This window comes from Marivita lacus, assembly GCF_014637725.1.
GTDB lineage: Bacteria > Pseudomonadota > Alphaproteobacteria > Rhodobacterales > Rhodobacteraceae > Marivita > Marivita lacus.
In genome coordinates, this window is sequence record NZ_BMFC01000001.1 from 34,227 (window position 1) to 59,031 (window position 24,805).

Genomic DNA, 24,805 nt, shown 5'->3' on the forward strand with positions numbered 1-24,805 from the left:
GACTGCCAACAGCGACCCTTTGACGCTAGGGAAACTTTGGTCGTGTTGCGGGATCGGTGGTTTCGGGTGTCTGGTCCCGCAACAAAAAAAGCCCCGCTGAACCAGCGGGGCTTTCTGAATTTGAAACTCTGGGTCGCTTACGCGGCCAGCGCGCCCTTGGCTTGATCAACGATCGCGTTGAACGCTTCGGGCTCGTGCACGGCCAGATCGGCCAGCACCTTGCGGTCCACTTCGATCCCGGCCAGGTTCAGGCCGTTGATGAAGCGGGAATATGTCAGCGCTTCGTCATGCAGACGCACAGCCGCGTTGATCCGCTGGATCCACAGCGCGCGGAAATTGCGCTTGCGGTTCTTGCGGTCGCGTGTGGCGTACTGGTTGGCCTTGTCGACGGCCTGACGTGCAACCTTGAAGGTGTTCTTGCGGCGGCCATAGTAACCTTTGGCGGCCTTGATGACCTTCTTGTGACGGGCGTGTGTGGTGGTTCCGCCTTTTACTCGGGACATGTCTGATCCTCCTCAGCGCGCGTAGGGCATCATCGGCTTGATGATCTGTTCATCAGCCTTCGACAACACGGTGGTTCCGCGCGCGTCGCGGATGAATTTCTTGGTACGCTTGATCATGCCGTGGCGTTTGCCGGCCTGTCCCGCCTTGATGCGGCCCGTGGCCGTCACCTTGAACCGCTTTTTGCAGCTCGACTTCGTCTTCATCTTCGGCATTTCCGTCTCCTGTCATTGGGTCGGTTTACGCGCGACTCGGTATGCCAATACGACCGGCCGCACGGGGTAGAGCGCGCCGTATAGGCGGGGTTCGAAGGCTTTGCAACCGTTTCACAACAGGCTGTCTGGGATTTTCTGTTCGGCTGCGGTGTTGGCCCGACGGAAGATCAGGGTCACGCAGGTCGACACGATCACGATGAACAGCGAATAAAGTACGGGCACCGCCATGATCGCCTGTGCCTCTGCCCCCTGAAAGGTGAAGACGATGATCGCGATGGCCAATGGCCCGTTCTGGATGCCGGTCTCAAGCGCCACGGTGCGCGCATTGCGCGGATGCAGCCGAAGCGCGCGGGCGAACAGGTATCCGATGGTGATCCCGAACACGCCCAGCCCGATGGAGGCCACGTAGGTCGCGGATGTGGTTTCCAGCAGGAATTGCCAGTTGCGGGGAATCCAGCTGACCATCAGAAACAGGATGAAGAACAGCGCCAGCGCCGATCCGAAGAACTCGGTCACCGCGCCCACATTCGCACTGAGCTTGCGCAGCACCATGCCGATGGCCACCGGAACCAGCAGCAGGACCAGCGTGACGATGATGTTCTCTCGCGGGATCTCGAGGTTCAGCGCCGAGGCATAGAGCACCAGCACCAGCGGGATCATCACCACACCGATCACCGTGGAGGTCACTGTCATCAGCACCGACAGCGCGAGATTGCCCTTGGAAAAATAGGTAAAGATGTTCGACGTGGTCCCGCCCGGCATGCAGGCCATGATGAGGATACCCAGTGCGATGGTTTCCGGCACGACAAGAAATGTCGCCAGCAGGAAGCCGATCAGCGGCATGAACCCGTATTGCGAGATCACCCCGATGGCCAATCCGTAGGGGCGCCGCAGCGCAAGATAGAAATCGCGCGGCGTGAGCGATGCGCCCATCCCGAGCATGATCACAAAGATCATCAGCGCCAGCAGCGCCTGTTCGAATGCTCCGACCATGCCGGTTACTCCGCTGCGATGCGGGCCAGTTCTTCGGCGCGCAGGTCTTTTCTGAGGATTTTACCGACATTCGATTTCGGCAGCTCGTCGCGGAATTCGACACGCCGCGGTACCTTGTAGGCGGTGAGATGTTGCTTGCAATGCGCGCGGATGTCGGCCTCTGACAAACCGGGATCGCGCCGTACGACATAGGCCTTGACCGCCTCGCCGGTGGAGTCATCTGGCACGCCGATCACGGCTGATTCAAGAATGCCGGGGTGCAGGGCAAGGCAGTCTTCGACCTCGTTCGGGTAGACGTTGAAGCCGGACACGACCACCATGTCCTTCTTGCGGTCAACGATGCGGAAATACCCGTCCGGGTCCATCACACCGATATCGCCGGTCAGGAACCAGCCATCGCGCAGCGCATGTGCGCTTTCCTCGGCCTTGTTCCAATAGCCCGCCATGATCTGCGGGCCTTTTGCCGCGATTTCGCCGGTTTCACCCTGCGCCACCGGGTTTCCCGCCTCATCGAGACAGGCAATGTCCGTGCCCGGCACCGGGATGCCGATGGAGCCGTCGCGCATCTTGCCCAAGGGGTTGAAGGTCAGTACGGGCGAGGTTTCGGTCAGGCCGTAGCCCTGAAGCACCGGCTTGCCGGTGACGCCCTGCCATTTCTGCGCAACCGCCGCCTGAAGCGCCATGCCCCCGGCCGACGAGAACTTGAGATATTTGGGCGGGCTGTCGGTGAACCAGACCTCGTTGGTCAGCCCGTTGAAGAGGGTGTTGACGCCGCTCATCCACGTGATCTTGTAGTTTTCGAACGCCCGTTTGAGGTTCGACAGGGGACGCGGGTTGGGGATCAGGATGTTGCGGGCACCCAACCAGTAGAAGGCCAGCATGTTCACCGTGAAGGCGAAGATGTGATAGAGCGGCAGCGCGGTCAGGGCGATTTCCTTGCCCTTTTCCACGCCTTCCAGCATCTCCATCGTCTGTTCCATGTTCAGGATCAGATTGGCATGGGTCAGCATCGCGCCCTTGGCAACACCGGTTGTCCCGCCGGTATATTGCAGGCAGGCCACGTCATTGGCGTCGACGCTCTGGGTGTAGACATCCGCCTCGATCCGTTGGCGGCTCATGTGGTCACGCCCGGCGGCCAGCGCGTCCGGCAGGCGGATATGGGCGACCTCGATCCGCTTGACGGATTTGTCCCAGTGCTTCTGCACCAGCCCGACGATCCCGCGGGGCAGCGATGGCAGGAATTCGGCAACCCGCGTGACGATGATGTTGGGGATCGGATGGCCCTGAGTGGCCGCCGGGATCTTGTCGGCGAACATGTCCACGATCACCAGCGCATGCGGCTGGGCATCGGCGAACTGCTTGCCCATCTCGTCAGCGGTATAAAGCGGGTTGACGTTCACGAGGATGCACCCGGCCTTGAGGATGCCGAAGGCCGCAACCGGGAAGGACAGGCAATTGGGCATCTGAAGCGCGACACGATCCCCCTGTGCAAGCCCCGCCACTTCGCGCAGGTAGACCGCAAAGGCATCCGACATCTCGTCGACCTGCTGAAAACTCAGCGTGCCGTTCATGCCATTGGGCAGACAGGTCGTGAACGCCGGCGCATCGCCATAGGTGTTCGACACCGACCGGATCAGGTCCGCAAGCGTGCGATACGATGCGGTCTCGATGTCCTTCCGGACATTCGGCCCATAAAAAGCCGTCCACGGACGCGCCTCAGCTGTCATGCCATTTTCTCCTCCCATGGCATCGCCCCGTCGCCTCCACGGCATGGGCAATGTGTTCACAGAAGTGCTAAAGGCATCTGCCGCATTGATCTATAGTGATCGAACGTCACAAGACATTGCGACGGGGCTCAGGTAAAGCTCCGAAGCACCTTGGCGACCACCGCCGGGATGGCTTCGATCGCGTATCCACCCGGTTTGTTCGACATCGCCCACACCACCATAGCCCCCGCAATCATCAGTGTGATCGTGGCGATCCTGGGCCTTTCGCCCTTGGAAATGGCAGAGACGACCGCCGGGATGGACAAAACCCCAAGCCCGAGGCCGATGACAAATAACGTGTCAGGATCCATTGCGATCTGCTCCCACTGGTTACACGTGGGGCAGATTACTCCGGATCGGTGTTGTAGATCAAACGTTCGTCGCAGGGTGCCACACGAAGAATGTTCGTTGTGCCCGGCGTGTTGAACGGCACACCCGCAGTGACAAGGATCTGGTCTGTGGCTTCTGCGTACCCACCGGCACGGGCCGCACGGGCGGCGTTCACGACGGCCTGCTTGAACCGCTCCAATTCGCCGGTGATGACACATTCCGTGCCCCAGGTCAGAGCAAGCCGGCGCGCGGTCCGAACAGAGCTTGTCATGGCGATGATCGGCACGCGCGGTCGTTCCCGCGCTGTCAAAAGCGCGGTTGTGCCCGACGAGGTGAAACAGCAGATCGCCTTGATGTCAGTCGTTTCGGCAATCTCGCGGGCTGCTGCGACGATGCCATCTGCCACGGTGACCCGCTTGGCCACACGCGAGGCTTCCATGATCTCGGTATAGGTCGGATCGCTTTCCACTTCGATGGCCACGTTGTTCATCGTGGTGACCGCTTCGACCGGGTAGCTGCCTGCCGCGGATTCAGCGGACAGCATGATCGCGTCGGAGCCTTCGTAGATCGCGGTCGCAACGTCGGACACCTCGGCGCGGGTGGGCATGGGCGACTCGATCATCGACTCGAGCATCTGCGTCGCCACGATCACCGGCTTGGCAGCGGCACGGCAGCGGCGGATCAGGCGCTTCTGGATCGGCGGGACATTCTGTACGGGCAGTTCGACACCCAGATCCCCACGCGCGACCATGATGCCGTCGGACACTTCGAGGATCTCCTCGAACGCCTTGACCCCTGCGGGCTTTTCGATCTTGGACAGGATCGCGGCGCGCCCCTTGCACAGTTCGCGCGCCTCGATGACATCCTGAGCGCGCTGGACGAAGCTGAGCGCGAGCCAATCGACACCCAGTTCGGCCACGAATTCCAGATCCGCACGGTCCTTGTCCGACAGCGCCGCGAGAGGCAGCACCACGTCGGGCACGTTCACCCCCTTGCGGTTGGAGATGGTCCCCCCTGCGATCACGACGCAATCGGCAAAATCCTTGCCGCATGTCTCGACCTTGAGGCGGATCTTGCCGTCATTGACCAGCAGATGCGCACCCGGTTCGAGCGCCGCGAAAATCTCGGGATGGGGCAGCGTGACCCGGTCGATGGACCCGTCCTCGTCGGCCAGATCCAGCCGGAACGCCGCGCCCTCGACCAGTTCTTCCTCGCCATTCGCAAAGACACCGACCCGCAGTTTCGGCCCCTGAAGGTCGGCAAGGATGCCGATGGTGCTGCCGAGATCCTTTTCGATCTGCCGGATGATGGCATGACGCTCTGCGATCTCGGCATGGCTGCCATGGCTCATGTTCAGGCGAAAGACATCTGCCCCTGCCTCGTGCAGCGCACGGATCATCTCGTAGCTGCTTGACGCCGGGCCAAGGGTGGCCACGATTTTCACACTCCGCAAACGTCTCATCGGGATATCCGTCCTTCACCTGTGTTCTGGTCGACCGTCGCTGCCATTGGCGCGTTGCCCGCACCGGGATAACAGCATCATGTTACCGCTAACTTGCTGTTCGCGTTATTGCCCATTTCCCTTTCAGGCGCAACTCAACTATCTGATGCGGTCGGGAGATCACACAGCTATGACATATGAACCGTTTTTTGTGCACGGAGAGAACCGGTCCTCGCGTTGGCTGATCACTTGCGATCACGCGACCAACACTGTCCCGCCCGATCTGGGCGGCACGCTGGGCCTGCCAGAGGCCGACATGGCCCGGCATATCGCCTTCGATCCCGGTGCAGCGGGTGTCACGCGTGCCTTGGCGGATGCACTTGGCGGCATCGCCATCCTGTCGAATTTTTCGCGGCTGGTGATCGACCCGAACCGGGGTGAGGATGACCCCACGCTGCTGATGCGTCTTTATGACGGGTCGGTCATTCCGGGCAATCGCATGGCGGGTGCCGCCGAAAAAGCCCGCAGGCTGGATGCCTATTACCGCCCCTATCACGACGCGCTGACCGCTCTGGCCGCCCGCCGCGACGACACGGTGATCGTTGCGGTGCATTCCTTCACCCGGCAATTGCGGGCGCGTCCCAGTCGGCCCTGGCATGTCGGTATTCTGCACGGCTATGACAGCCGCTTGTCCGATCCGCTGATCGCCGCGCTGAAGGCAGAGCCCGATCTCGTTGTCGGGCGCAACGAGCCCTATCCCGGTCACCTGCCCGGTGATGCGATCGACCGCCACGCCTTGCATCACGGCAGGCAGAACACACTTATCGAATTGCGCAACGATCTGATCGCCACCGAAGCGACGCAGGCGGCATGGGGCGAACGCCTTGCGCCGATGCTGAAGGCGGCCTTGGCCCAAACGACCGACTGAACCAGAGGACAGCAGAGATGGACAAACAGACCCAACTTGAAATCGAGGCAGCCGCATTTCGCCGGTTGCGTCAGCACCTGATCGAAGACCGGCCCGAGGTACAGAACATTGACATGATGAACCTGACCGGGTTCTGCCGGAACTGCCTGAGCCGCTGGTACCAGGAAGCCGCCAATGAGCGCGGGATCGAGATGGACAAGGACGCTGGGCGCGAGGCGTTCTACGGCATGTCCATGTCGGAGTGGAAAGAGCGCTACCAGACCGAGGCGAGCGACACGCAAAAAGCCGCGTTCGACGTCGCGTTCAAGGAAAACGTCACCGACAAGAACGGCTGACCGAGGCAGGGCCAGTCCTGGTCAACCAAGACTGGTCCACCTGTCCCGTTAGCGGTTCGCCCCCGGCACCCAGAGCACATCCGCCTTGCCGTCGTCATTGGCAACACGGGCCGCCACGAAGAACCAGTCGCTCAGACGGTTGAGGTACTTGACCGCGTCCGGGTTGACGCTTTCCATCGTTGCCAGTTCGACCGTCAGCCGTTCGGCGCGACGCGCCACGGTGCGGCACTGGTGCATATGCGCCGACAAAGGCGATCCACCGGGCAGGATGAAGCTGCGCAGCGGTTCCAGCTTGGCGTTCATGGCGTCGATCTCGGACTCGAGCCGGTCCACCTGTGACCCGACGATGCGCAGCGGTGGATACTCGGACTCTGCGTCCTTTTCGATATCGGGGCGACACAGGTCGGCACCGAGGTCGAACAAATCGTTCTGAATCCGCGACATGTTGGCGTCAAGCTCTCCGTCCGTGTGCAGACGGGCCAGCCCGACAATCGCGTTCAGCTCGTCCACCGTGCCATAGGCGGTCACTCGCATGGAGTGCTTGGCCACGCGCGCGCCGTTGCCCAGCGCGGTTTCGCCATCATCGCCGGTCTTGGTGTAGATTTTGTTCAGGACAACCATGATTTACTCTCCCCGCAGCCAGACGAACAGCAGGATGAGAGCCACTGCCGCGAACTGTGCGATGATCCGCCAGCGCATCGCCTTGTTGGCATATTTCTTGTTGAACTCGCCACCCTTGGCAAAGCTGCCGATGCCGAAAAAGAGGACAGCCACGACCGCCAAACAGGCAATGGCGGCAATAACGAACAACGGATCTTGCATCATGGCAGGGTCTTCCTTCGATTGGTGTTCCCGGGGATGTAGCCGTAGCGCGGCGCAAGGCGAATGAAAAGTCAGCCTTTGGACAAAACCCAGTCCAGCATGCGTGTCGGAAGCAACCGGCGGGCAATTGCCATCGCATGGGTCGGGGTCGTCACGCGGTAGCGCGCCTTGGGTCGCTTGGCCGTCAGGGCTTTCTCGACCGCCTCGGTGACCGCAGAAGCGGGCCATTGCGCTTTGGAACTGCTGCCTTTTTTGAGCATGTCGAGAAGCGTGGATTCGTATTGCGCGCGGCGCGGTGACGATTGCCAGTCGACCCATTGGTCGAACTGCTTGATCGCGTTCTTGCGGAAATCGGTCTCGATCGGCCCCGGTTCGATCAGGACGACATCGATGCCCGTCTCGGCCATCTCCATGCGCAACACATCGGCGTAGCCTTCCAGCGCGAATTTCGTCGCAACATAGGCCCCGCGGTATTTCATCCCGACAAGGCCAAGGACGGATGAGTTGAACAGGATACGGCCCCCACCCTGTGCCCGCATCGCCGGGATCAGGTGACGGTTCAGATCATGCCATCCGAGGAAATTCGCCTCGAACTGCGCGCGCATCCCGTCAGCGGGAATGTCCTCCAAAGGTCCGGGCAAGGCGTAAGCGCCATTGTGGAACAGGGCATCCAGCCTGCCGTTCGTCTGGCGCAAGACATCTGCGGCACAGCGGGCGATGCTGGCTGCGTCTTGGTAATCGAGTTGCGGAGCGCTGAACCCTTCGGCGGCCCGCGCGTCGCAATCTTCTTGCCCACGACAGGACGCAAAAACCGTCCACCCAAGCGATTTGAACCGCCGCGCCGTATCGAGGCCGATCCCCGAAGAGCAGCCGGTAATCAGGATTGTTTTCGAGTTCACGTCAATTGGCAGCCGTCACAAGCCGTTCGGCCATCCACCCTTCATCACCTGTCTCGGTCGCGCGCAAATGCAGCCAGCCGTTGCCTTCATCCTGCAAGATTTCGACCATGTCATTGCGCACCAGCCTTCCGACTACGGCATAGTCCGTTCCCGGACCTCCGCGCAAGTTCACTGTGTCACCGTCGACAAATCGCAGGTCACGCTGAGCGATTGTCTGGGGCTTTTCGACCGAAGCAGCATCTTGACCCGGCGCGTCCGGCACCACCTCGGTTTCAAGCACGGCCGACGTTGGGGTGACTGCCGCATTCGTGACAACCGGCTCGATCAGGGCACGGGTGGGCGCGATATCTGTCAGGACAGAACCGCCATTGTCGGACCTCGCAACAATTTCGGGCCTCGGCTGCGATGGGACAACGCTGAGCTTGGGATCGGCGAAAACCACCAGTGATGTCTCGCCGGGTTCAAAATCGGCACCGCCGGACAACTCGTAAAATGCCATGGCCATGACCGCGAACGCGATCAAAATATATTTGTTCATAACAACCCCCAGGGCGGACTCCACTCAAACACAGCCCGGATTACTCTACCACGGGGCGTGGAATACCGTGATTCTCCGTTCGTTCCGAAGGGGAAAGACAAAAAATTTTCCCGCAATTGCTTTACGGCCTCAGAGGGGGTGAGTATCACACGATCTATGGCCAATGATGTCGACGACCCCAAGATGACCCCCCGCGACTTTGCGGAACCGCTGCGCCGCGCGATCGGTGAGCGGTACCTGACTTATGCTTTGTCGACGATCATGCATCGGGCACTGCCGGATGCGCGGGACGGGTTGAAGCCGGTCCACCGTCGTATCCTTTATGCAATGCGCGAACTGCGGTTGAGTTCCACCGGAGGCTTCCGAAAGTCCGCCAAGATCAGTGGCGACGTGATGGGAAACTATCACCCGCATGGCGATGCCGCGATCTATGATGCCATGGCGAGGCTGGCGCAGGATTTCAACGTCCGCTACCCGCTGGTCGATGGCCAGGGCAATTTCGGCAATATCGACGGCGATAACCCGGCCGCCGCCCGCTACACCGAGGCGCGCCTGACCGCGGTCGCCGAAGCGCTTCTCGACGGGTTGAACGAAAACGCGGTCGATTACCGTCCCAACTATGATGGCACACTGGAAGAACCGATTGTTCTGCCAGCGCAATTCCCCAATCTGCTGGCCAATGGATCAAGCGGAATCGCGGTCGGCATGGCGACCAATATCCCGCCGCACAACATTTCCGAGCTGATCGACGCCTGCCTGCATCTGATCAAGGCGCCCGATGCGCAGGATGACACGTTGATGAAATACGTGCCGGGGCCGGATTTTCCGACCGGTGGCGTGATCGTCGAGGATCGCGCGAACATCGCTCAGGCCTATCGCACCGGGCGCGGGTCGATCCGCCTGCGCTGCCGTTGGGAGATCGAGGATCTGGGCCGGGGGCAGTGGCAGATCATCGTCACCGAAATCCCCTACCAGGTACAGAAATCCAAGCTGGTGGAACGGTTGGCCGAGCTGATCCAGACCAAGAAGGTGCCGATCCTTGCCGATATCCGCGACGAATCCGCCGATGACATCCGCATGGTGCTGGAACCGCGATCCAAGAACGTGGACCCGGATGTCCTGATGAACATGCTCTACCGCAATTCCGACCTGGAAACGCGGTTCAGCCTGAACATGAACGTGCTGATCGACGGGCTGACGCCCAAGGTCTGTTCGATGAAGGAAGTGCTGCGCGCCTTCCTGGATTTCCGGCGCGAAGTTCTGATCCGCCGCAGCCAGCACCGGATGGACAAGATCGACCACCGGCTCGAAGTGCTGGAAGGCCTGATCGTCGCCTTCCTCAACCTCGACCGCGTGATCGACATCATCCGTTACGATGACGAGCCAAAGGCCGCGCTGATGCGCGAGGATTGGGGCAAGGACCATCCGCGCGCCATGAACGAGCGGGATTATGTCTCGCCGCCGACGGTCACGGGCGAGGATGAACTCGGTCTGACCGAGGTTCAGACCGAAGCGATCCTGAACATGCGGCTGCGGTCGCTGCGCAAGCTCGAAGAGATGGAGCTGGTGGCCGAGCGTGACCGCCTGATGGAGGAACGCGCCGGGTTGGAGGACCTTCTGGACAGTGGCGAGTTGCAGTGGGACGCCATCGCAGACCAGTTGCGCGAGACAAAAAAGACATTCGGCAAGAATTACGTGGGCGGCGCACGGCGCACCACTTTCGCCGAAGCGGGCGAGGTCGAGGACGTGCCGATCGAGGCGATGATCGACCGCGAACCAATCACCGTGGTCTGTTCCGAGATGGGCTGGATCCGTGCGATGACCGGTCATATCGACCTGAATCGCGAATTGAAGTTCAAGGATGGCGACGGTCCGCGCTTTGTCTTCCATGCCGAAACCACCGACCGTCTGCTGGTGTTCGGATCGAACGGGCGCTTTTACACGATTCCGGCTGCCAACCTGCCTGGCGGGCGCGGCATGGGCGAACCGCTGCGCCTGATGGTGGACCTGCCGAACGAGGCCGCCATTGTGGACCTGTTCATCCACCAGCCCGACCGCAAGTTGCTTGTCGCATCGAACGCGGGCGACGGGTTTGTCGTGCCTGAAGCCGAAGTGGTGGCGCAGACGCGCGCGGGCAAACAGGTGTTGAATGTAAAGGGCGATGTGCGCGCCAGAGTGTGCAAGCCCGTAACTGGTGATTCTGTGGCCGTCGTCGGAGAAAACCGCAAGGTGCTGGTTTTTGCTCTGGACGAACTACCTGAAATGGGGCGCGGTAAAGGCGTGCGGCTGCAAAAGTACAAGGACGGGGGCCTGTCGGATGCAACCACCTTCACCCTGGGAGAAGGCCTCTCCTGGCGCGATCCAGCCGGACGCACCAGAACCGAAGCCGACCTTGCCGAGTGGACAGGAAAACGCGCAGGCATCGGACGCATGGCCCCGCGCGGTTTCCCGAGAGACAACCTCTTCAACTGACACGGAAACACTGGCCACAGAAGTGGTCGGTACGCGCAAGACGCTCTTCTGGCTGGCGCTCAGGACCGGTGTCCTGACCGTTCTGACACTTGGCTTCTACCGCTTCTGGATGCGGACACGGCTGCGGCGCTGGTACTGGTCGGCGATCCGTCCCGGTGGGCATCCTCTCGAATACGTGGGCGATCCGATTGAAAAACTGCTGGGCTTCCTGTTCGCAGTGGTCGTGCTGGCCTTCTACATCGGGATCGTGAACCTGATCCTGATGTTCGCCAGCTTCTCGCTGTTTCAGGACAATTTTGCGGCCTATGCCACAAGCCTCGTCGGGGTGATCCCGCTCTGGTTCTATGCCCAGTACCGCGCGCGGCGCTACGTTCTTGCGCGCACCCGGTGGCGCGGCCTGCGTTTCGGCCTCGAGCCGGGGGCATGGGGCTACGCGTGGCGCGCCATGACGCATTGGGCGGTGACGATCCTCAGCCTTGGGCTGCTCTTGCCGCGCATGACGTTCTGGCTTGAGAAATACAAGGCTGACCGAACCTTTTTCGGCACCGCCCGTATGGCGCAAGGCGGCACGTGGACGATGCTTTATCCCGCGATGAAACCCATGTTCCTGGCCCTTGCGGTCGCTTTGGCGGGTGGTGCCGCGATCCTGTCCGACAACATCGCCGTTGGCTCCGGAATTTGCATCTTTTCCGGTTTTATCGGGCTTTACGGGCTGGTCTATTACCGTGTCGACACCTTGCGGCGGCTGACCGAGGCGAAGACGATCAACGGCGTGGGCTTCACCCTGTCGCCCAACGCGTTCCGTGTGCTGATGATCTACGTCCTGGGCTCGCTGCTGGCTGCGGCTGCCGTGTTCTTTCCGCTCGTCCTTTTGGGCATTCTGATGCTGCTGATCCAATCCGGCGACATGCTGACGGACATGGGCCTTGAGGACATGATCGCGCCGATTGCGGGGATGGGCCGATATGCCATCATCACGGCCAGCGTCATGATCTATTTCACCATCTTCCTGCTGTGGTCGGCGCTGACCAACGTGTTCATCACCCTGCCCGTGATCCGTCACTATTTCTCGTCTTTGACCCTCTCGCCAGCCTCTGCCGCCAACAGCATCCGCCAACGCCCGCGCGATGAATTCGAAGAGGCTGAAGGGTTCGCCGATGCGCTGGATGTGGGGGCGTCGCTATGACCGTCTTGCGCGTGGGTCGCAGCCCGGAACCGTTCTCGGCCACCGGAACCTATTTCGACGGTATCGCTGCTGCGGCGACACAAGTCGCGGTGACGGTGGATGAAGACGCACAGGCGCTGGTCGGACTGACCGACAGCGGCGTCCGCATAACATGGCCGCTGACAGACATCCGCGAAGTGCCGGATCAGGCGGGCGGCGATCAGATGCTGCTGCAACTCTCGAATGATCCGGTTCAGCGCATCCTTTTGAACGATCACAGCCTCACGCCCCGCCTGCCCAACCGCTCCAAGCGCCCCAAGGTCACCAAGCGCGGACCCTTGATCGGCTGGGCCTTGGCTGCCATCACCTCGGTGGCGCTGATCATCTTCGTGCTTGTGCCCACCATGGCCAACCAATTGGCGCGCTTCATCCCACCCGAAGGCGAACGCGCCTTGGGCGAGGTGACGTTCAACCAGATCCGCAGCGCGCTGGATCAGACCGGGCTGAACCCCGTGCCGGTCTGCGACAACCCCGAGGGGATGGCTGCACTGTCCAAGATGGAGGCGCGGCTGCAGGCTGCTTTGCCTGAAGAGCAGATCCTGACTGTGTCGGTGCTGGATCACGAGATGATCAACGCCTTCGCCCTGCCCGGCAACTACATCGTGTTCTTTCGCGGCCTGATCGAAAAGGCCGAGACCCCGGAAGAGGTGGCTGCGGTCTTTGCGCATGAAATCGGCCACGTGGTCAGCCGCGATCCGACACGCCATGCGCTGCGATCCGCAGGGTCTCTGGGTGTGCTGGGGCTGTTGTTCGGAGATTTCGCGGGAGGCGCCGCCGTGCTGCTGCTGGCAGAGCGTCTGATCGAGGCGCAATACAGCCAGGAGGCGGAAGCGGATGCCGATGTATTCGCCCATGCCGTCATGCTGGACGCCCAAATCGCGCCTTCCGCCCTTGCCACGATGTTCGAGCGTTTTCTTGCGCTTGGCGGCGATGCCAGCCCCATTGTTTCACATTTCCTGAGCCACCCCACCCTTGGCGACCGGATTCAGGCCGCGCGCGATGCGACACCAGCCGGGTTCGACGCGGTGCCGCTGCTCACGGCACAGGAATGGCGCGCGCTGCAGAATATCTGCGATTGAAGCCGCTTGCGCCCTCCGGAGCCGCGTTTACGGGAAAACGCGACGTCCAATGGCGCTAACGTGACGATTTTGCCCTGTTTCCGCTGTTCAGGGTTGGGTATCCCTTGCCCGGAAGAAACGTCAGAATCGCGGATTTCCCCGCGATCCCAACGAGAGGAACACGCCCATGAAGGTCCTGGTACCTGTCAAACGCGTCATCGACTACAACGTGAAAGTTCGCGTCAAAGCGGATGGTTCCGGTGTCGATCTCGCCAACGTGAAGATGTCGATGAACCCGTTTGACGAGATTGCCGTCGAAGAGGCGATCCGTCTGAAAGAAGCAGGCAAGGCCGACGAGATCGTGGCCGTCAGCATCGGCGTCAAGCAAAGCCAGGAAACGCTGCGCACCGCCCTCGCGATGGGCGCGGACCGCGCGATCCTTGTGATTGCTGCTGATGACGTGCACACCGATATCGAACCTCTGGCCGTGGCGAAAATCCTTGCCGCCATCGTCAAGGAAGAAGAGCCGGGTCTCGTGCTCTGCGGCAAACAGGCCATCGACAACGACATGAACGCGACAGGCCAGATGCTGTCGGCGCTTCTGGGCTGGTCGCAGGCGATGTATGCAAACAACGTGGATATCGACGGCGATCATGCCGTTGTGACGCGCGAAGTGGATGGCGGCCTTCAGACCGTGAAGGTCAAGATGCCGACCATCATCTCGACTGACCTTCGCCTCAACGAGCCGCGCTACGCGTCGCTGCCGAACATCATGAAGGCCAAGAAAAAGCCCTTGGATGAAAAGACGGCCGCCGATTACGGTGTCGATGTCACACCGCGCCTTGCGATCGTGAAAACCTCCGAGCCCGCAGAGCGCGCGGCAGGCATCAAGGTGGGGTCGGTCGACGAACTGGTTGCGAAACTCAAAGAAGCAGGAGCTGTATAATGGCCGTTCTTCTGATTGCCGAGATTACCGATGGCGCGCTTTCGATGGACGCCACAGCCAAGACCGTGACCGCCGCCAAGGCGCTTGGGGATGTCGTGGTTCTGGCCGCCGGTGCCAGCGCCAAGGCCGCCGCTGACCAAGCCGCGACCATCGACGGTGTGTCGAAGGTGCTGCTGGCCGAGGATGACCTTTACGGTCACCGCCTGGCCGAGCCTGTCTCGATCTTGATCGCGTCGATTGCGGGCGACTACACCCACATCGTCGCCCCGGCGACCACAGACGCCAAGAACATCCTGCCCCGCGTGGCAGCCCTGCTTGACGTGATGATCCTGACCGACGTGACAGCCGTGATCGATGCGGACACGTTCGAACGTCCGATCTACGCGGGCAACGCGATCCAGACAGTCAAATCCTCGGATGCGACCAAGGTGATCTCGTTCCGCACCTCGACCTTCGATGCGGCAGCGACCGGCGGTTCCGCCTCGGTCGAAGCGATTGCAGCCGCCGACAATCCGGGCCTGTCCGAATGGGTTGAAGACAAGGTTGCCGCAAGCGACCGTCCGGAACTGACCTCGGCAGGGATTGTGGTCTCTGGTGGCCGTGGCGTCGGGTCGGAAAGCGACTTCGCGATGATCGAGAAACTGGCAGACACGCTGGGCGCCGCAGTTGGCGCGTCGCGTGCCGCTGTGGATTCCGGTTTTGCGCCGAACGACTGGCAGGTCGGTCAGACCGGCAAGGTCGTGGCACCGGATCTCTATATCGCGGTCGGTATCTCGGGTGCGATCCAGCACCTTGCCGGCATGAAGGACAGCAAGATCATCGTCGCCATCAACAAGGACGAAGAAGCCCCGATCTTCCAGGTTGCGGATTACGGGCTTGTTGCGGACCTGTTCACAGCTGTGCCGGAACTCACCGAAAAGCTGGGCTGACCCAACCTGCAATCTTGATACAGACGGCGCGCTTTTGCCAAGCGCGCCGTTTTTTAGTGCAGCACCGGAATGATCGCCCGCGCGACGGCCTCGGCAACGTGATGATGCGCTGTCGGACCAGGCAGACAGGCCGCGCGAGACGTCTCCAGCGGGGGCACATCCAGGAACTCATCCTCGGCACGCCACTTGGTCGGCACAACTTCGATCAACCCTCGGACATGCGGCGCAAGCGCCTCGACCATGCCGCGCGTCAGGAACAGCTCGCTCCCGGTCACGCCAACGGCATCTTCGGGCAACGCCTGCGGCGCGAACCACAGCAGAAACACCTCGCCATTCATTTGCGCAATCATCGACCGCATCCGCGCCTGCCATGCGTCTTTCACCTCTTGCGCCACCATGTCGAACCGGTCCGGGCAGATGGCGTGCAAGCGCCCCAGCAGATGCCGGGTAAAATGGACTTCGGTAAAATCCATCTCGGGATAGAGCGATTTCAACGGCGGAGACGCCTTGAGGAAACGGTCATTCCGGCGCGGATGGGTCGCGTAAAACCGGTTCGACATGTTGTGCACGCCGGTCACCTGGATCACGGCAACCCGCGCTTGCGCCGCCGTGGCAAGCGCACCGGGATCGTTCAAATAGGCGTCAATACCTGCGTTTTCGACACCCAGATTGACAACCGTGCTGCCGACACGCGCCTCGAGCTGCTGTGACCAGGGATGCGCCACGTAACGCCCGTAGACGCCACAGCCCCCAAGACAGGCCACATAGGGCGACCGCAACGCCCGCCGCGGCCCCCGAAACCACAAACGCGATCCACCATAGCGACACGGCGCATAATCAATACCTTGATTGCGCGTGGACGAAATATCCATACACCACACCCTTTTCTTCACCCGGTGATGAAACTGGCGCGATTCGGTTCCCAAAACGCTAAAGCTAAAAATCGACGGATCACCCCGATCCGCCTTGCAGCCCACTCCCCCACAAGTCATTGTTGCGGCGAAACGGACGGAGCATTCGCATGACGGTCAATTCAATCGGCGTGGTCGGGGCTGGCCAGATGGGCAACGGGATCGCCCATGTGATGGCCTTGGCAGGCTATGATGTTGTCCTGAATGATATCAGCAAAGATGCCCTTGACCGCGCGACCGACCTGATCGGACGCAACATGGACCGCCAGGTCAGTCGCGAAAAGATCACGCAGGACGAACGGGATCAGGCGATGGGGCGCATCGTTACCACGCAGGATCTGCCGCATGTCGCAGGAACCGACCTGATCATCGAAGCCGCGACAGAACAGGAAACGATCAAGCAAAAGATCTTCGACAGCCTGCTCCCGCATCTGGCCGAACACACGATCCTGACATCGAACACCTCGTCGATTTCGATCACACGATTGGCGAGCCGCACGGATCGTCCGGAAAAATTCATGGGCTTCCACTTCATGAACCCGGTTCCGGTGATGCAACTGGTCGAACTGATCCGCGGCATCGCCACGGACAAGCAAACCTACGAAACCTGCCTGGGTGTTGTCGAAAAACTTGGCAAGACAGCCGCCTCGGCCGAGGATTTCCCCGCTTTCATCGTCAACCGCATCCTGATGCCGATGATCAACGAGGCGGTCTATACGCTCTACGAGGGCGTCGGCAACGTGAACTCGATCGACCAGTCGATGAAGCTGGGCGCGAACCATCCGATGGGGCCACTTGAACTGGCCGATTTCATCGGTCTCGACACCTGCCTTGCGATCATGAACGTGCTGCATGACGGGCTGGCCGACACGAAATACCGCCCCTGCCCTTTGCTGACGAAATATGTCGAGGCGGGCTGGCTTGGTCGCAAGACGCAACGCGGCTTCTATGATTATCGCGGCGACGTGCCGGTCCCGACGCGTTAGGGCTTTTCGGCCAGGGACATCGTGATTCTGCGCAATTCCACCATGAATTCGCGACCGCGGCCGTTGAAGCTCTGAATCAGTTCGGGTGAAATCGGCTCACCGATAATCGGCTTTTGCGGCTTGCCGCAGGCGTGAATGACTTCATTGATCAGCAAGCCCTGGCGCAGGGTCGGCGAAAGCCTGTTCGCAATCTGATAATACCGCGAATTCTGGCCTGGAAAGTGAATGGGCACAACGGCCGCCCCAGAGCGCTGAATCAGATTGGCGGTGAACGGGTTCCAATTGCGCTCTATGGCAGGTCCGAAGAGGGTGTCACTGGACGCAACCACACCCGACGGGAACAGCGCGATCACGCCGCCCTCTTTCAAATGCCCCATCGCGCGGCTGCGCATCTCGAGGCTTTGCTCCCTCGCATCTTCCTCGTGTGGAAAAGGCACGGGAATCATGAAGTCTTCGACTTCGGTCACACCGGTGAGCAAAGACCGCGTCAGGATCTTGTAATCTGTCCGGACGCGTCCGATCAGCTCGGCCAGAACCATCCCGTCGACCAGCCCGTGCGGGTGGTTTGCCACCACGATCACAGGACCGTCCTTGGGAATGCGCGCCAACTGTTCCACGGGCGTCTGAACCGCGATCTTCATCAAACCCAAAGCCTGTCCCCAGAACGCCTGCCCTTCGGCGGGACCCATCCGTTCGAACTTGCGCACCAGACGCAGCAAAGGAATCTTGCCCGTCATCCATTCCAGTGTGCGGATGGTGTTGGCTTTCCAGGGATTGGTAAATGTGTTGGCGTAGCTCAGCTTGCGCTTGTCATATGGCACATCTCCGGGCGCCACAGGGCGCTGGTCCGTCGATGTGTGCTGGTAGCTATCAACCATATGGCAGCGAGACGTCCTGTTTTCGGTTGGCGCGACTGACCCGGAAGATCAGTTGCCTTCTCCAAAGCGGTCGGCCACCAAGGTTTCGATTGCGGTGACAAGGGCCTCGGCGTCCGGCCCGGAAGTAACTACCTCAATAGAGGTTCCTTTGGACGCTGCCAACATCAAAAGCCCCATGATGCTGTCACCTGACGCGCTCATGCCATCTTTGCTGACTTCCGCGGTGGCATCAAAGCCTTCGACGACCTCGACAAGCTTTGCCGACGCCCGGGCGTGCAATCCCTTTTCATTAACGATTTTCAAAACGCGATGCGCCGTGGCGGACATGATGACGGGCCTCCCTTAACCCTCGTGATCAGGCGTTCTGATCCAGAGTAATGTCTTGGCTGTCAATGTATTTCCGACCAGCATCAAGTGCAGCCCGCACGGCTTCGGGCACGGTCTTGTCGCGGCTTTTCGCCAGCTTGATCAGCATCGGCAGATTTGCACCGTAGACGATCCTGCGGTTTTCCGGCTGACAGGCCCGGAGGCTCAGGTTCGAGGGTGAGCCGCCGAACATATCCGTCACGATGACAACACCCTTGCCGACATCCACCTCGTCAGCCAGCGCACAGATTTCGGATTGCTTGGCCTCCCGGTTGTGGTCCGCATTGATCGAAACCGCGGCCATGCCGGGTTGCTGACCGACGACATGCTCGACCGCAGACAGGTATTCGTGCGCCAAGCCACCATGCGCCACGATCACGATCCCGATCACTCTGTCGTCCCTCCAAGATCAGCCGACGCTGCGGTGACAGCGGGCACCATTCCGCGCCGCTCCAGTTCCTTGTGCCCAATTGACACTCGCCAGCCCTGTACTGCAAGGGTTCGTGCCACCTGTTCCGTCACGACAACCGAACGGTGTTGCCCCCCGGTACACCCGATCCCGATGGAAACATGCGTTTTCCCTTCTCGGTCCACCTCGGGCAGCAGAAATGCCAGCATATCGCTGATCTTGCCAAGGAAGGTCGACAAACGGCTGTCCGACGCCACGAACTCCCGAACCTCGGCATCCAACCCGGTTTTTCCACGCAGATGCGCTTCCCAATGCGGATTGGACAGGAATCGGCAGTCAAACACCATATCCACACCATGCGGAATCCCGCGCTTGTACGAAAAGGACTGCAGCGCCACCGACAGTTTCTGCGATGTTGCATCGGCAAACCACTGGTGCAACTCGGCCTTGAGATCATGCGGCGACAGGTTTGACGTATCGATCAGGATATCCGCCCGGCTTTCGACAGGCCGTAGCAGCTCGATTTCGCGGGCGATGCCGATTTCGGGCGTTTCCGCCTGCGCCATCGGATGCCTGCGACGCGTTTCGGAATAGCGCCGCAACAGGATATCCGGTCGGCAATCGAGGTACAGCAGGGTGGCATTGCCCTCGGTCTCGCGCAGCAGGTCATCGTGCAACTCCAACAGCCGCGCCAGTGAGAAATCGCGGTTCCGCACGTCGATGCCAAGGGCCATCGGATGCGCCAGCGGCTCCCCTTCGAACAGCCGGGGGATCATGCGAAGGGGGATGTTGTCGATCGCCTCGAAGCCCAAATCTTCGAGAACGTTGATCGCGGTGCTCCTGCCCGCTCCCGAAGGACCGGTCACCAGAACCACGCGCGTGGGGTTGGGCTGGGTCGCCATGTCTGTGTTTCCGCGCTCAGGGCCGCAAATCGGCACGCCCTTTGCCATGTAGATATTGCAGGACAGCCGCAGGGAAATGCCGCGTGTCTACATTGTGAAGCAATGGGAACGTTTGTGAAAGATAGGTGATGACGCGATGCGGCGGCAGCCGGTCGATTTCCGTCTGATCCATGTCGACAACCAGCGCAAGGCCAGCGGGCGAGCGGTGATGCGCATGCAAAAGGCCCACGCCGCGCGCTTCGATCATGCCGCAGAGCGGGTCGGGGCATGTCAGCATCACATCCGTGCCTGACTTTGACAGAATCACCCGGTCATCAGCCACCAGTGTCGCGCCCCGCGCCATCATCTCCAGCGCGAGCGAGGATTTCCCACTGCCGGACGCGCCCGTGATCAGAACCGCGCGGTCACCGACGGCAACTGCCGTGGCATGAAGGACAAGCGTGTCGGTCGAGGCCATCGCGGAGCCTAGAGCGGCAGGCCGACAACAAAGCGCGCCCCGAGCGGTTCGGATGTCGCGTCAGCTTCGGTCGGGCGGATGTTTTCGGCCCAGATCACGCCGCCATGCGCTTCGACGATCTGCTTGGAGATCGCCAGCCCAAGCCCGGAATTATTGCCGAAATCGGTTTCGGGCCGCTGCGAGTAGAAGCGTTTGAAAATCTTGGTCAAAGCCTCATCGGGAATGCCCGGCCCGGTATCCTCGACCACGATCAGAACGCGGTTCTCGCGGCGACGCGCCCAGATTCGAATGGCATCCCCGTCTTCGCAGAAACTGACCGCGTTGCTGATCAGGTTGACGAAGACCTGTGCCAGCCGTGCCTCAAGCCCGTGGACAAGGATCGGTCGATCCGGCAGGTCGGAGATGAATTCGATGCCCCGGCGTTTCGCGTCGTCCCCGAGGAACTGCGACAGGTTCTTGAGCATATCCAGAAGGTTGAACTCGGCCTCTTCCTCCTTGACCAGCTCACTGTCCAGACGCGACGCGTTTGAGATGTCGCTGACAAGCCGGTCAAGGCGACGCACATCGTGGTCGATCACATCTAGAAGGCGTTCGACCTGATCTGGACGTTTCGCCAGACGCAAGGTGCCTACCGCCGACCGCAGCGAGGCCAGGGGATTCTTGATTTCATGCGCCACGTCGGCTGCGAATTGTTCATTAGCGTCGATCCGGTCGTAAAGGGCTGCCACCATACCCCGCAGCGCGCCGGACAGCCGCCCGATCTCGTCGGGTCGTGCGGTCAGGTCGGGGATGCGAATTCGGCCGGAGGACACATTGCGTCGGTTGCGGTCGCGCCCGACCTCTGCCGCGTCGGCCAGGTTTGAAATCGGGTTGGAGATCGTCGATGCCAGAACAAGGCTCAGCCCGATCGACACAAGCGTGGCGATGACGAACATCTGAAGGACATTCTCGCGCTCGAGCCGCACCGCGGCGTCGATTTCCGGCGCAAAGCTGACCAGCGCGATGGTGCCGGCGACACCGCTGGCAACTTCGATGGGGCTGAGCGCTGTAAAGATCGTCTCGCCGCCCGGCCCTTCAGACCGTTCGATCCGAGTCTGCGTCGGGTCGGTCTCTTCGATCTGGCGGCGCAGGATGTCTTCGAGCGTCACCGGCTCCATCCCGGTATCCGTCTGGAATACCGAGGAAACGCTGCTCCAGACGGTCAGCAGGAAGTCCGAGATCACGGTCGGTTTTTCAGAAATCGAAAGCCCGTTCGCGCCTGCCATCGGCCCATCGACATTGCCGACCAGAAAGCGCGCTGCGTCAAAGACGAAAACCTGCAGACCAGGCCGCATCTCGAGGTTTTCCAGTGTCTCGGCCACGTCGATGCCTTCGCCCAAGGCGAGGTTCACCGTCTGGTCCCGCATCGCCTGCGCTTCGAACACATCGGCAATCAGTTCCGCCTCGACGCGCACCGCCTCGGCCTTTTGTTCGGCCAAGGTGTCACGCGACGAGTTCAGGAAAAGGATGCCCGCAACGAGAAAGTTGAGGGCAACAAGGTTGAAAGTGATGATCTTGCGGGTCAGCGGTGACCGGTTGAGAGCGAACAGACCCCGCTTTTCGCGGCTGCTGCGCACTTCGGATTCGACATTTCTGTCGGGAGCGACCCAGTCATCCCCGAGCACCACATCCGCATCCTTGCGCCCGCCGTCCTTGCTGTGGGTCACACCCTCAACCAGTGCCATGGTCACTCTTCGTTGTAACGGTAACCGATCCCGTAAAGCGTTTCGATAGCAGAGAAATCATTGTCGACCGTGCGCATCTTCTTGCGCAGGCGCTTGATGTGGCTGTCGATTGTGCGGTCGTCGACATAGACCTGATCGTCATAGGCCACATCCATCAACTGATCGCGTGACTTCACGAAGCCCGGACGCTGTGCAAGTGCCTGAAGCAACAGGAATTCCGTGACGGTCAGCGACACGTCCAGCCCTTTCCACGACACCGAATGCCGCAGAGGGTCCATGCTCAGATTGCCCCGAACCATAAGCTTGGTCTCTTCGACCTCGGTTCCGTTCGCATCACCGGCAATTGCATCCTGACGGCGCAGCAATGCGCGAATCCGCTCGACCAGCAGACGCTGGGAAAACGGCTTCTTGACGTAGTCATCCGCGCCCATGCGCAGGCCCAGAACCTCGTCAATCTCGTCATCCTTGGAGGTGAGGAAGATCACCGGCATCTTGGATTTCTGGCGCACGCGCTGCAACAGATCCATCCCGTCCATACGGGGCATCTTGATATCAAAGACGGCCATATCGGGCATTTTCTTGTTGAACGCGTCAAGCGCGGCCTGTCCGTCATTATAGGTCTCAACCTCGAAACCCTCTGCCTCAAGGGTGATCGCGACCGATGTCAGGATATTCCTGTCATCGTCCACAAGGGCGATTTTCGACATGGATTGTATTCCTTGTTCTGCTCTCGATTATGTTTTTCTTGCCATTATGTGTCTTTTTTCCGTTTGCGCCAACTTAATTTTGCGAATCACTCTGCAGCCGCACCCTTATTGAGACCGAAATGTCCTTACGGATGGCTAATTTGCATCACACGGCCCGACGCAGGGAGGAGATGGTTGCGCTAAACCCGTTTTGGTTGCGCTAACTGCGTGATTGCGTCCTGTTCAGATTTGGAAACGACATGCTAAGAGGCGAACACCCTTGGCGTAACGTCACGGGCGGGACGCGTCGTTTCCGTCCCTCCGCAATACCGCCGCAGAAGCGCGGCTACAGGAGCTTGGCAAATGACATTTGGACGGGTGAACCCGGGATTCCGGCTGGAAGATCAACAGATCAACGGGCTTGGCAATGTCTATTACAACCTCACAGAGCCTGCGCTGATCGAAGCTGCGCTGAAACGCGGCGAGGGCACGCTGGGCAATGGCGGGGCTTTCCTTGTCACCACTGGCAAGTTCACGGGCCGGTCCCCCAAGGACAAGCACGTCGTCAAGACCGACAGCGTGGCCGACACGATCTGGTGGGACAACAACGCTCCGATGACGCCCGAAGGGTTTGACGCGCTTTATGCCGACATGCTCGAGCACATGAAGGGCCGCGAATATTTCGTGCAGGACCTGACCGGCGGTGCGGACCCCAAGCATTCGATCGACGTGCGCTTCGTGCAGGAACTCGCCTGGCACAACCTCTTCATCCGCCACATGATGCGCCGCCCCGAGCGCGAAGACCTCGAAACGTTCATTGCCGATTTCACCGTCATCAACTGCCCCTCGTTCAAGGCAGACCCCAAGAAACACAATTGCCGGTCCGAAACGGTCATCGCGATGAACTTCGACCGCAAGCTGATCCTGATCGGCGGCACCGAATACGCGGGTGAGAACAAGAAATCCATCTTCTCGCTGCTGAACTATTTGCTGCCGGAAAAGGGAATCATGCCGATGCATTGCTCGGCCAACCACGCCGTCGGCAACCCGGTCGACACCGCGATCTTCTTCGGCCTGTCTGGCACCGGCAAGACCACGCTCTCGGCTGACCCGAACCGCGTGCTGATCGGCGACGACGAACATGGCTGGTCGGATCGTGGCACCTTCAACTTCGAAGGCGGCTGCTACGCCAAGACGATCAACCTGTCGGCCGAGGCCGAGCCCGAGATTTACGCCACGACCGAGAAATTCGGCACCGTGATCGAGAACATGGTCTTCGACCCCGAAACCTTCGAGCTTGATTTCAAGGATGACAGCCTGACCGCGAACATGCGCTGCGCCTATCCGCTCGACTATATCTCGAACGCGTCCACCACGGCGCTTGGCGGGCACCCAAAGAACATCATCATGCTGACCTGCGATGCCTTCGGCGTCCTGCCCCCCATCTCGCGGCTGACACCGGCGCAGGCAATGTACCACTTCCTGTCGGGCTTCACCTCCAAGGTCGCAGGCACGGAACGCGGCGTGACCGAACCGGAACCCACGTTCTCGACCTGCTTCGGCGCGCCCTTCATGCCGCGCCGTCCCGAAGTCTACGGCAACCTGCTGCGTGAAAAGATCGCGTCGCATGGCGCGACCTGCTGGCTCGTCAACACCGGCTGGACGGGGGGCGCTTACGGCTCCGGCCAACGCATGCCGATCAAGGCGACCCGCGCGCTGCTGACCGCGGCCCTTGACGGCAGTCTCGCCGAGGCCGAGTTCCGCAAGGACCCGAACTTCGGCTTCGAAGTCCCGGTCAAGGTCGAGGGCGTGCCGGACATGCTCCTCGATCCGCGCCGCACATGGAACGACAAGGACGCCTATGACGCGCAGGCAACCAAGCTGGTCCAGATGTTCGCCGACAATTTCGCGCAATACGTGCCCTATATCGACGACGACGTGAAAGCCGCTGCCATCGGCTAAGGCGGCCTGCGTCGAAAGGCGCTTGGAAAGACAAGGGCGGGCACACCATATTCGTGGGGGCCCGCCCTTGTTGTTTTCTGCACCTGCATCGGATTAGCGCCGCAGGGCAGCAATTCAATGCGAAAG

27 protein-coding genes are annotated in these 24,805 nt (G+C 60.7%); 9 read left to right on the forward strand and 18 right to left on the reverse strand.

Annotated elements, in window-relative coordinates:
- Positions 1-137 precede the first annotated feature (137 nt).
- The 6 genes from rplT to pyk form a co-directional block, all read right to left on the reverse strand.
- Entirely contained in the window at positions 138-503 is a 366-nt protein-coding gene (gene rplT / locus IEV82_RS00185) for a 50S ribosomal protein L20 (RefSeq protein ID WP_085628114.1), read from the reverse strand.
- A 12-nt stretch (positions 504-515) separates the two neighbouring features.
- The gene (rpmI, locus tag IEV82_RS00190; protein WP_188479932.1) at positions 516-716 is read right to left on the reverse strand and encodes a 50S ribosomal protein L35; all 201 of its coding nucleotides are present in this window, start codon (positions 714-716) and stop codon (positions 516-518) included.
- 111 nt (positions 717-827) lie between these two features.
- Entirely contained in the window at positions 828-1,709 is an 882-nt protein-coding gene (locus IEV82_RS00195) for a bile acid:sodium symporter family protein (protein ID WP_188479933.1), read from the reverse strand.
- Positions 1,710-1,714: 5 nt separating this feature from the next.
- Positions 1,715-3,436: an AMP-binding protein gene (locus IEV82_RS00200; protein WP_188479934.1), complete on the reverse strand. Its 1,722-nt coding sequence runs from the start codon at positions 3,434-3,436 to the stop codon at positions 1,715-1,717.
- 128 nt (positions 3,437-3,564) lie between these two features.
- Positions 3,565-3,786, reverse strand: a complete 222-nt coding sequence (locus tag IEV82_RS00205; protein WP_188479935.1) for a hypothetical protein — start codon at positions 3,784-3,786, stop codon at positions 3,565-3,567.
- 35 nt (positions 3,787-3,821) lie between these two features.
- Positions 3,822-5,267 carry a pyruvate kinase gene (gene pyk, locus IEV82_RS00210; RefSeq protein ID WP_188479936.1) on the reverse strand — a complete coding sequence of 482 codons (1,446 nt, stop codon included), beginning with the start codon at positions 5,265-5,267 and terminating at the stop codon, positions 3,822-3,824.
- Positions 5,268-5,436: 169 nt separating this feature from the next.
- Between pyk and IEV82_RS00215 the strand changes: the two genes are divergently transcribed.
- On the forward strand, positions 5,437-6,174 hold the full coding sequence (locus tag IEV82_RS00215) for an N-formylglutamate amidohydrolase (RefSeq protein ID WP_188479937.1): 738 nt from the start codon (positions 5,437-5,439) through the stop codon (positions 6,172-6,174).
- A gap of 17 nt (positions 6,175-6,191) precedes the next feature.
- Entirely contained in the window at positions 6,192-6,509 is a 318-nt protein-coding gene (locus IEV82_RS00220; RefSeq protein WP_188479938.1) for a DUF1244 domain-containing protein, read from the forward strand.
- Between the two features lie 48 nt (positions 6,510-6,557).
- Here the strand turns inward: IEV82_RS00220 and IEV82_RS00225 are convergent, their stop codons facing one another.
- From IEV82_RS00225 to IEV82_RS00240, 4 genes are all read right to left on the reverse strand, one after another.
- A complete protein-coding gene (locus IEV82_RS00225; protein ID WP_188479939.1) occupies positions 6,558-7,130 on the reverse strand; it encodes a cob(I)yrinic acid a,c-diamide adenosyltransferase in 573 nt (190 codons plus the stop codon).
- 3 nt (positions 7,131-7,133) lie between these two features.
- Positions 7,134-7,334: a twin transmembrane helix small protein gene (locus IEV82_RS00230; protein WP_188479940.1), complete on the reverse strand. Its 201-nt coding sequence runs from the start codon at positions 7,332-7,334 to the stop codon at positions 7,134-7,136.
- A 68-nt stretch (positions 7,335-7,402) separates the two neighbouring features.
- Entirely contained in the window at positions 7,403-8,230 is an 828-nt protein-coding gene (locus IEV82_RS00235) for an SDR family NAD(P)-dependent oxidoreductase (RefSeq protein ID WP_188479941.1), read from the reverse strand.
- Between the two features lies 1 nt (position 8,231).
- Positions 8,232-8,768, reverse strand: coding sequence for an SH3 domain-containing protein (locus IEV82_RS00240; protein ID WP_188479942.1), 537 nt, complete (start codon positions 8,766-8,768; stop codon positions 8,232-8,234).
- Positions 8,769-8,924: 156 nt separating this feature from the next.
- Here IEV82_RS00240 and IEV82_RS00245 point away from each other — a divergent pair, with 156 nt between their 5' ends.
- The 5 genes from IEV82_RS00245 to IEV82_RS00265 all read left to right on the forward strand — a co-directional run bounded on the left by IEV82_RS00245 (position 8,925) and on the right by IEV82_RS00265 (position 15,398).
- On the forward strand, positions 8,925-11,240 hold the full coding sequence (locus IEV82_RS00245) for a DNA topoisomerase IV subunit A (protein WP_188479943.1): 2,316 nt from the start codon (positions 8,925-8,927) through the stop codon (positions 11,238-11,240).
- A 10-nt stretch (positions 11,241-11,250) separates the two neighbouring features.
- Positions 11,251-12,426: a DUF898 family protein gene (locus IEV82_RS00250; RefSeq protein WP_188480765.1), complete on the forward strand. Its 1,176-nt coding sequence runs from the start codon at positions 11,251-11,253 to the stop codon at positions 12,424-12,426.
- The gene (locus IEV82_RS00255) at positions 12,423-13,544 is read left to right on the forward strand and encodes a M48 family metallopeptidase (protein WP_188479944.1); all 1,122 of its coding nucleotides are present in this window, start codon (positions 12,423-12,425) and stop codon (positions 13,542-13,544) included. Before IEV82_RS00250 ends, IEV82_RS00255 begins: the two co-directional genes overlap by 4 nt.
- A 166-nt stretch (positions 13,545-13,710) precedes the next feature.
- Positions 13,711-14,469, forward strand: a complete 759-nt coding sequence (locus IEV82_RS00260) for an electron transfer flavoprotein subunit beta/FixA family protein (RefSeq protein ID WP_188479945.1) — start codon at positions 13,711-13,713, stop codon at positions 14,467-14,469.
- Positions 14,469-15,398, forward strand: a complete 930-nt coding sequence (locus tag IEV82_RS00265; protein ID WP_188479946.1) for an electron transfer flavoprotein subunit alpha/FixB family protein — start codon at positions 14,469-14,471, stop codon at positions 15,396-15,398. Before IEV82_RS00260 ends, IEV82_RS00265 begins: the two co-directional genes overlap by 1 nt.
- Before the next feature lie 53 nt (positions 15,399-15,451).
- On the opposite strand, the gene IEV82_RS00270 is transcribed toward IEV82_RS00265, so the two are convergent.
- The gene (locus tag IEV82_RS00270) at positions 15,452-16,270 is read right to left on the reverse strand and encodes a DUF6473 family protein (RefSeq protein WP_188479947.1); all 819 of its coding nucleotides are present in this window, start codon (positions 16,268-16,270) and stop codon (positions 15,452-15,454) included.
- A 149-nt stretch (positions 16,271-16,419) separates the two neighbouring features.
- On the opposite strand from IEV82_RS00270, the gene IEV82_RS00275 reads away from it, so the two are divergent.
- Positions 16,420-17,295, forward strand: coding sequence for a 3-hydroxybutyryl-CoA dehydrogenase (locus IEV82_RS00275; RefSeq protein ID WP_188479948.1), 876 nt, complete (start codon positions 16,420-16,422; stop codon positions 17,293-17,295).
- Here IEV82_RS00275 and IEV82_RS00280 read toward each other — a convergent pair.
- The 7 genes from IEV82_RS00280 to IEV82_RS00310 are packed head-to-tail and all read right to left on the reverse strand — an operon-like array spanning position 17,292 to position 22,738.
- Positions 17,292-18,173 carry a lysophospholipid acyltransferase family protein gene (locus tag IEV82_RS00280; protein WP_188479949.1) on the reverse strand — a complete coding sequence of 294 codons (882 nt, stop codon included), beginning with the start codon at positions 18,171-18,173 and terminating at the stop codon, positions 17,292-17,294. The genes IEV82_RS00275 and IEV82_RS00280 overlap by 4 nt on opposite strands.
- A gap of 48 nt (positions 18,174-18,221) precedes the next feature.
- Entirely contained in the window at positions 18,222-18,500 is a 279-nt protein-coding gene (locus tag IEV82_RS00285) for an HPr family phosphocarrier protein (protein WP_188479950.1), read from the reverse strand.
- Between the two features lie 28 nt (positions 18,501-18,528).
- Positions 18,529-18,930 (reverse strand): PTS sugar transporter subunit IIA, encoded by a 402-nt coding sequence (locus IEV82_RS00290; protein WP_188479951.1) that lies wholly within the window; start codon positions 18,928-18,930, stop codon positions 18,529-18,531.
- Positions 18,927-19,850, reverse strand: a complete 924-nt coding sequence (gene rapZ / locus IEV82_RS00295) for an RNase adapter RapZ (protein ID WP_188479952.1) — start codon at positions 19,848-19,850, stop codon at positions 18,927-18,929. The genes IEV82_RS00290 and rapZ overlap by 4 nt, the downstream gene beginning before the upstream one ends.
- A 16-nt stretch (positions 19,851-19,866) precedes the next feature.
- Positions 19,867-20,307 carry an HPr kinase/phosphorylase gene (locus IEV82_RS00300; RefSeq protein ID WP_188479953.1) on the reverse strand — a complete coding sequence of 147 codons (441 nt, stop codon included), beginning with the start codon at positions 20,305-20,307 and terminating at the stop codon, positions 19,867-19,869.
- An 8-nt stretch (positions 20,308-20,315) separates the two neighbouring features.
- On the reverse strand, positions 20,316-22,031 hold the full coding sequence (locus IEV82_RS00305) for a sensor histidine kinase (protein ID WP_188479954.1): 1,716 nt from the start codon (positions 22,029-22,031) through the stop codon (positions 20,316-20,318).
- A gap of 2 nt (positions 22,032-22,033) precedes the next feature.
- Positions 22,034-22,738: a response regulator transcription factor gene (locus tag IEV82_RS00310; RefSeq protein ID WP_188479955.1), complete on the reverse strand. Its 705-nt coding sequence runs from the start codon at positions 22,736-22,738 to the stop codon at positions 22,034-22,036.
- A 342-nt stretch (positions 22,739-23,080) separates the two neighbouring features.
- Between IEV82_RS00310 and IEV82_RS00315 the strand changes: the two genes are divergently transcribed.
- The gene (locus IEV82_RS00315; RefSeq protein ID WP_188479956.1) at positions 23,081-24,679 is read left to right on the forward strand and encodes a phosphoenolpyruvate carboxykinase; all 1,599 of its coding nucleotides are present in this window, start codon (positions 23,081-23,083) and stop codon (positions 24,677-24,679) included.
- Positions 24,680-24,805: the final 126 nt, after the last annotated feature.

Excerpts from the sequence above, each read along its gene's own strand:
- pyk (WP_188479936.1), bottom strand. The coding sequence starts at position 5,267 with ATGAGACGTTTGCGGAGTGTGAAAATCGTGGCCACCCTTGGCCCGGCG.
- IEV82_RS00285 (WP_188479950.1), bottom strand. The coding sequence starts at position 18,500 with ATGTCCGCCACGGCGCATCGCGTTTTGAAAATCGTTAATGAAAAGGGA.
- IEV82_RS00310 (WP_188479955.1), bottom strand. The coding sequence starts at position 22,738 with ATGTCGAAAATCGCCCTTGTGGACGATGACAGGAATATCCTGACATCG.
- IEV82_RS00245 (WP_188479943.1), top strand. The coding sequence starts at position 8,925 with ATGGCCAATGATGTCGACGACCCCAAGATGACCCCCCGCGACTTTGCG.
- IEV82_RS00240 (WP_188479942.1), bottom strand. The coding sequence starts at position 8,768 with ATGAACAAATATATTTTGATCGCGTTCGCGGTCATGGCCATGGCATTT.
- IEV82_RS00275 (WP_188479948.1), top strand. The coding sequence starts at position 16,420 with ATGACGGTCAATTCAATCGGCGTGGTCGGGGCTGGCCAGATGGGCAAC.
- rapZ (WP_188479952.1), bottom strand. The coding sequence starts at position 19,850 with ATGGCGACCCAGCCCAACCCCACGCGCGTGGTTCTGGTGACCGGTCCT.
- IEV82_RS00225 (WP_188479939.1), bottom strand. The coding sequence starts at position 7,130 with ATGGTTGTCCTGAACAAAATCTACACCAAGACCGGCGATGATGGCGAA.
- IEV82_RS00255 (WP_188479944.1), top strand. The coding sequence starts at position 12,423 with ATGACCGTCTTGCGCGTGGGTCGCAGCCCGGAACCGTTCTCGGCCACC.
- rplT (WP_085628114.1), bottom strand. The coding sequence starts at position 503 with ATGTCCCGAGTAAAAGGCGGAACCACCACACACGCCCGTCACAAGAAG.
- IEV82_RS00200 (WP_188479934.1), bottom strand. The coding sequence starts at position 3,436 with ATGACAGCTGAGGCGCGTCCGTGGACGGCTTTTTATGGGCCGAATGTC.
- IEV82_RS00220 (WP_188479938.1), top strand. The coding sequence starts at position 6,192 with ATGGACAAACAGACCCAACTTGAAATCGAGGCAGCCGCATTTCGCCGG.
- IEV82_RS00215 (WP_188479937.1), top strand. The coding sequence starts at position 5,437 with ATGACATATGAACCGTTTTTTGTGCACGGAGAGAACCGGTCCTCGCGT.
- IEV82_RS00265 (WP_188479946.1), top strand. The coding sequence starts at position 14,469 with ATGGCCGTTCTTCTGATTGCCGAGATTACCGATGGCGCGCTTTCGATG.
- IEV82_RS00260 (WP_188479945.1), top strand. The coding sequence starts at position 13,711 with ATGAAGGTCCTGGTACCTGTCAAACGCGTCATCGACTACAACGTGAAA.
- IEV82_RS00195 (WP_188479933.1), bottom strand. The coding sequence starts at position 1,709 with ATGGTCGGAGCATTCGAACAGGCGCTGCTGGCGCTGATGATCTTTGTG.
- IEV82_RS00230 (WP_188479940.1), bottom strand. The coding sequence starts at position 7,334 with ATGATGCAAGATCCGTTGTTCGTTATTGCCGCCATTGCCTGTTTGGCG.
- IEV82_RS00280 (WP_188479949.1), bottom strand. The coding sequence starts at position 18,173 with ATGGTTGATAGCTACCAGCACACATCGACGGACCAGCGCCCTGTGGCG.
- IEV82_RS00205 (WP_188479935.1), bottom strand. The coding sequence starts at position 3,786 with ATGGATCCTGACACGTTATTTGTCATCGGCCTCGGGCTTGGGGTTTTG.
- IEV82_RS00315 (WP_188479956.1), top strand. The coding sequence starts at position 23,081 with ATGACATTTGGACGGGTGAACCCGGGATTCCGGCTGGAAGATCAACAG.
- rpmI (WP_188479932.1), bottom strand. The coding sequence starts at position 716 with ATGCCGAAGATGAAGACGAAGTCGAGCTGCAAAAAGCGGTTCAAGGTG.
- IEV82_RS00305 (WP_188479954.1), bottom strand. The coding sequence starts at position 22,031 with ATGGCACTGGTTGAGGGTGTGACCCACAGCAAGGACGGCGGGCGCAAG.
- IEV82_RS00300 (WP_188479953.1), bottom strand. The coding sequence starts at position 20,307 with ATGGCCTCGACCGACACGCTTGTCCTTCATGCCACGGCAGTTGCCGTC.
- IEV82_RS00270 (WP_188479947.1), bottom strand. The coding sequence starts at position 16,270 with ATGGATATTTCGTCCACGCGCAATCAAGGTATTGATTATGCGCCGTGT.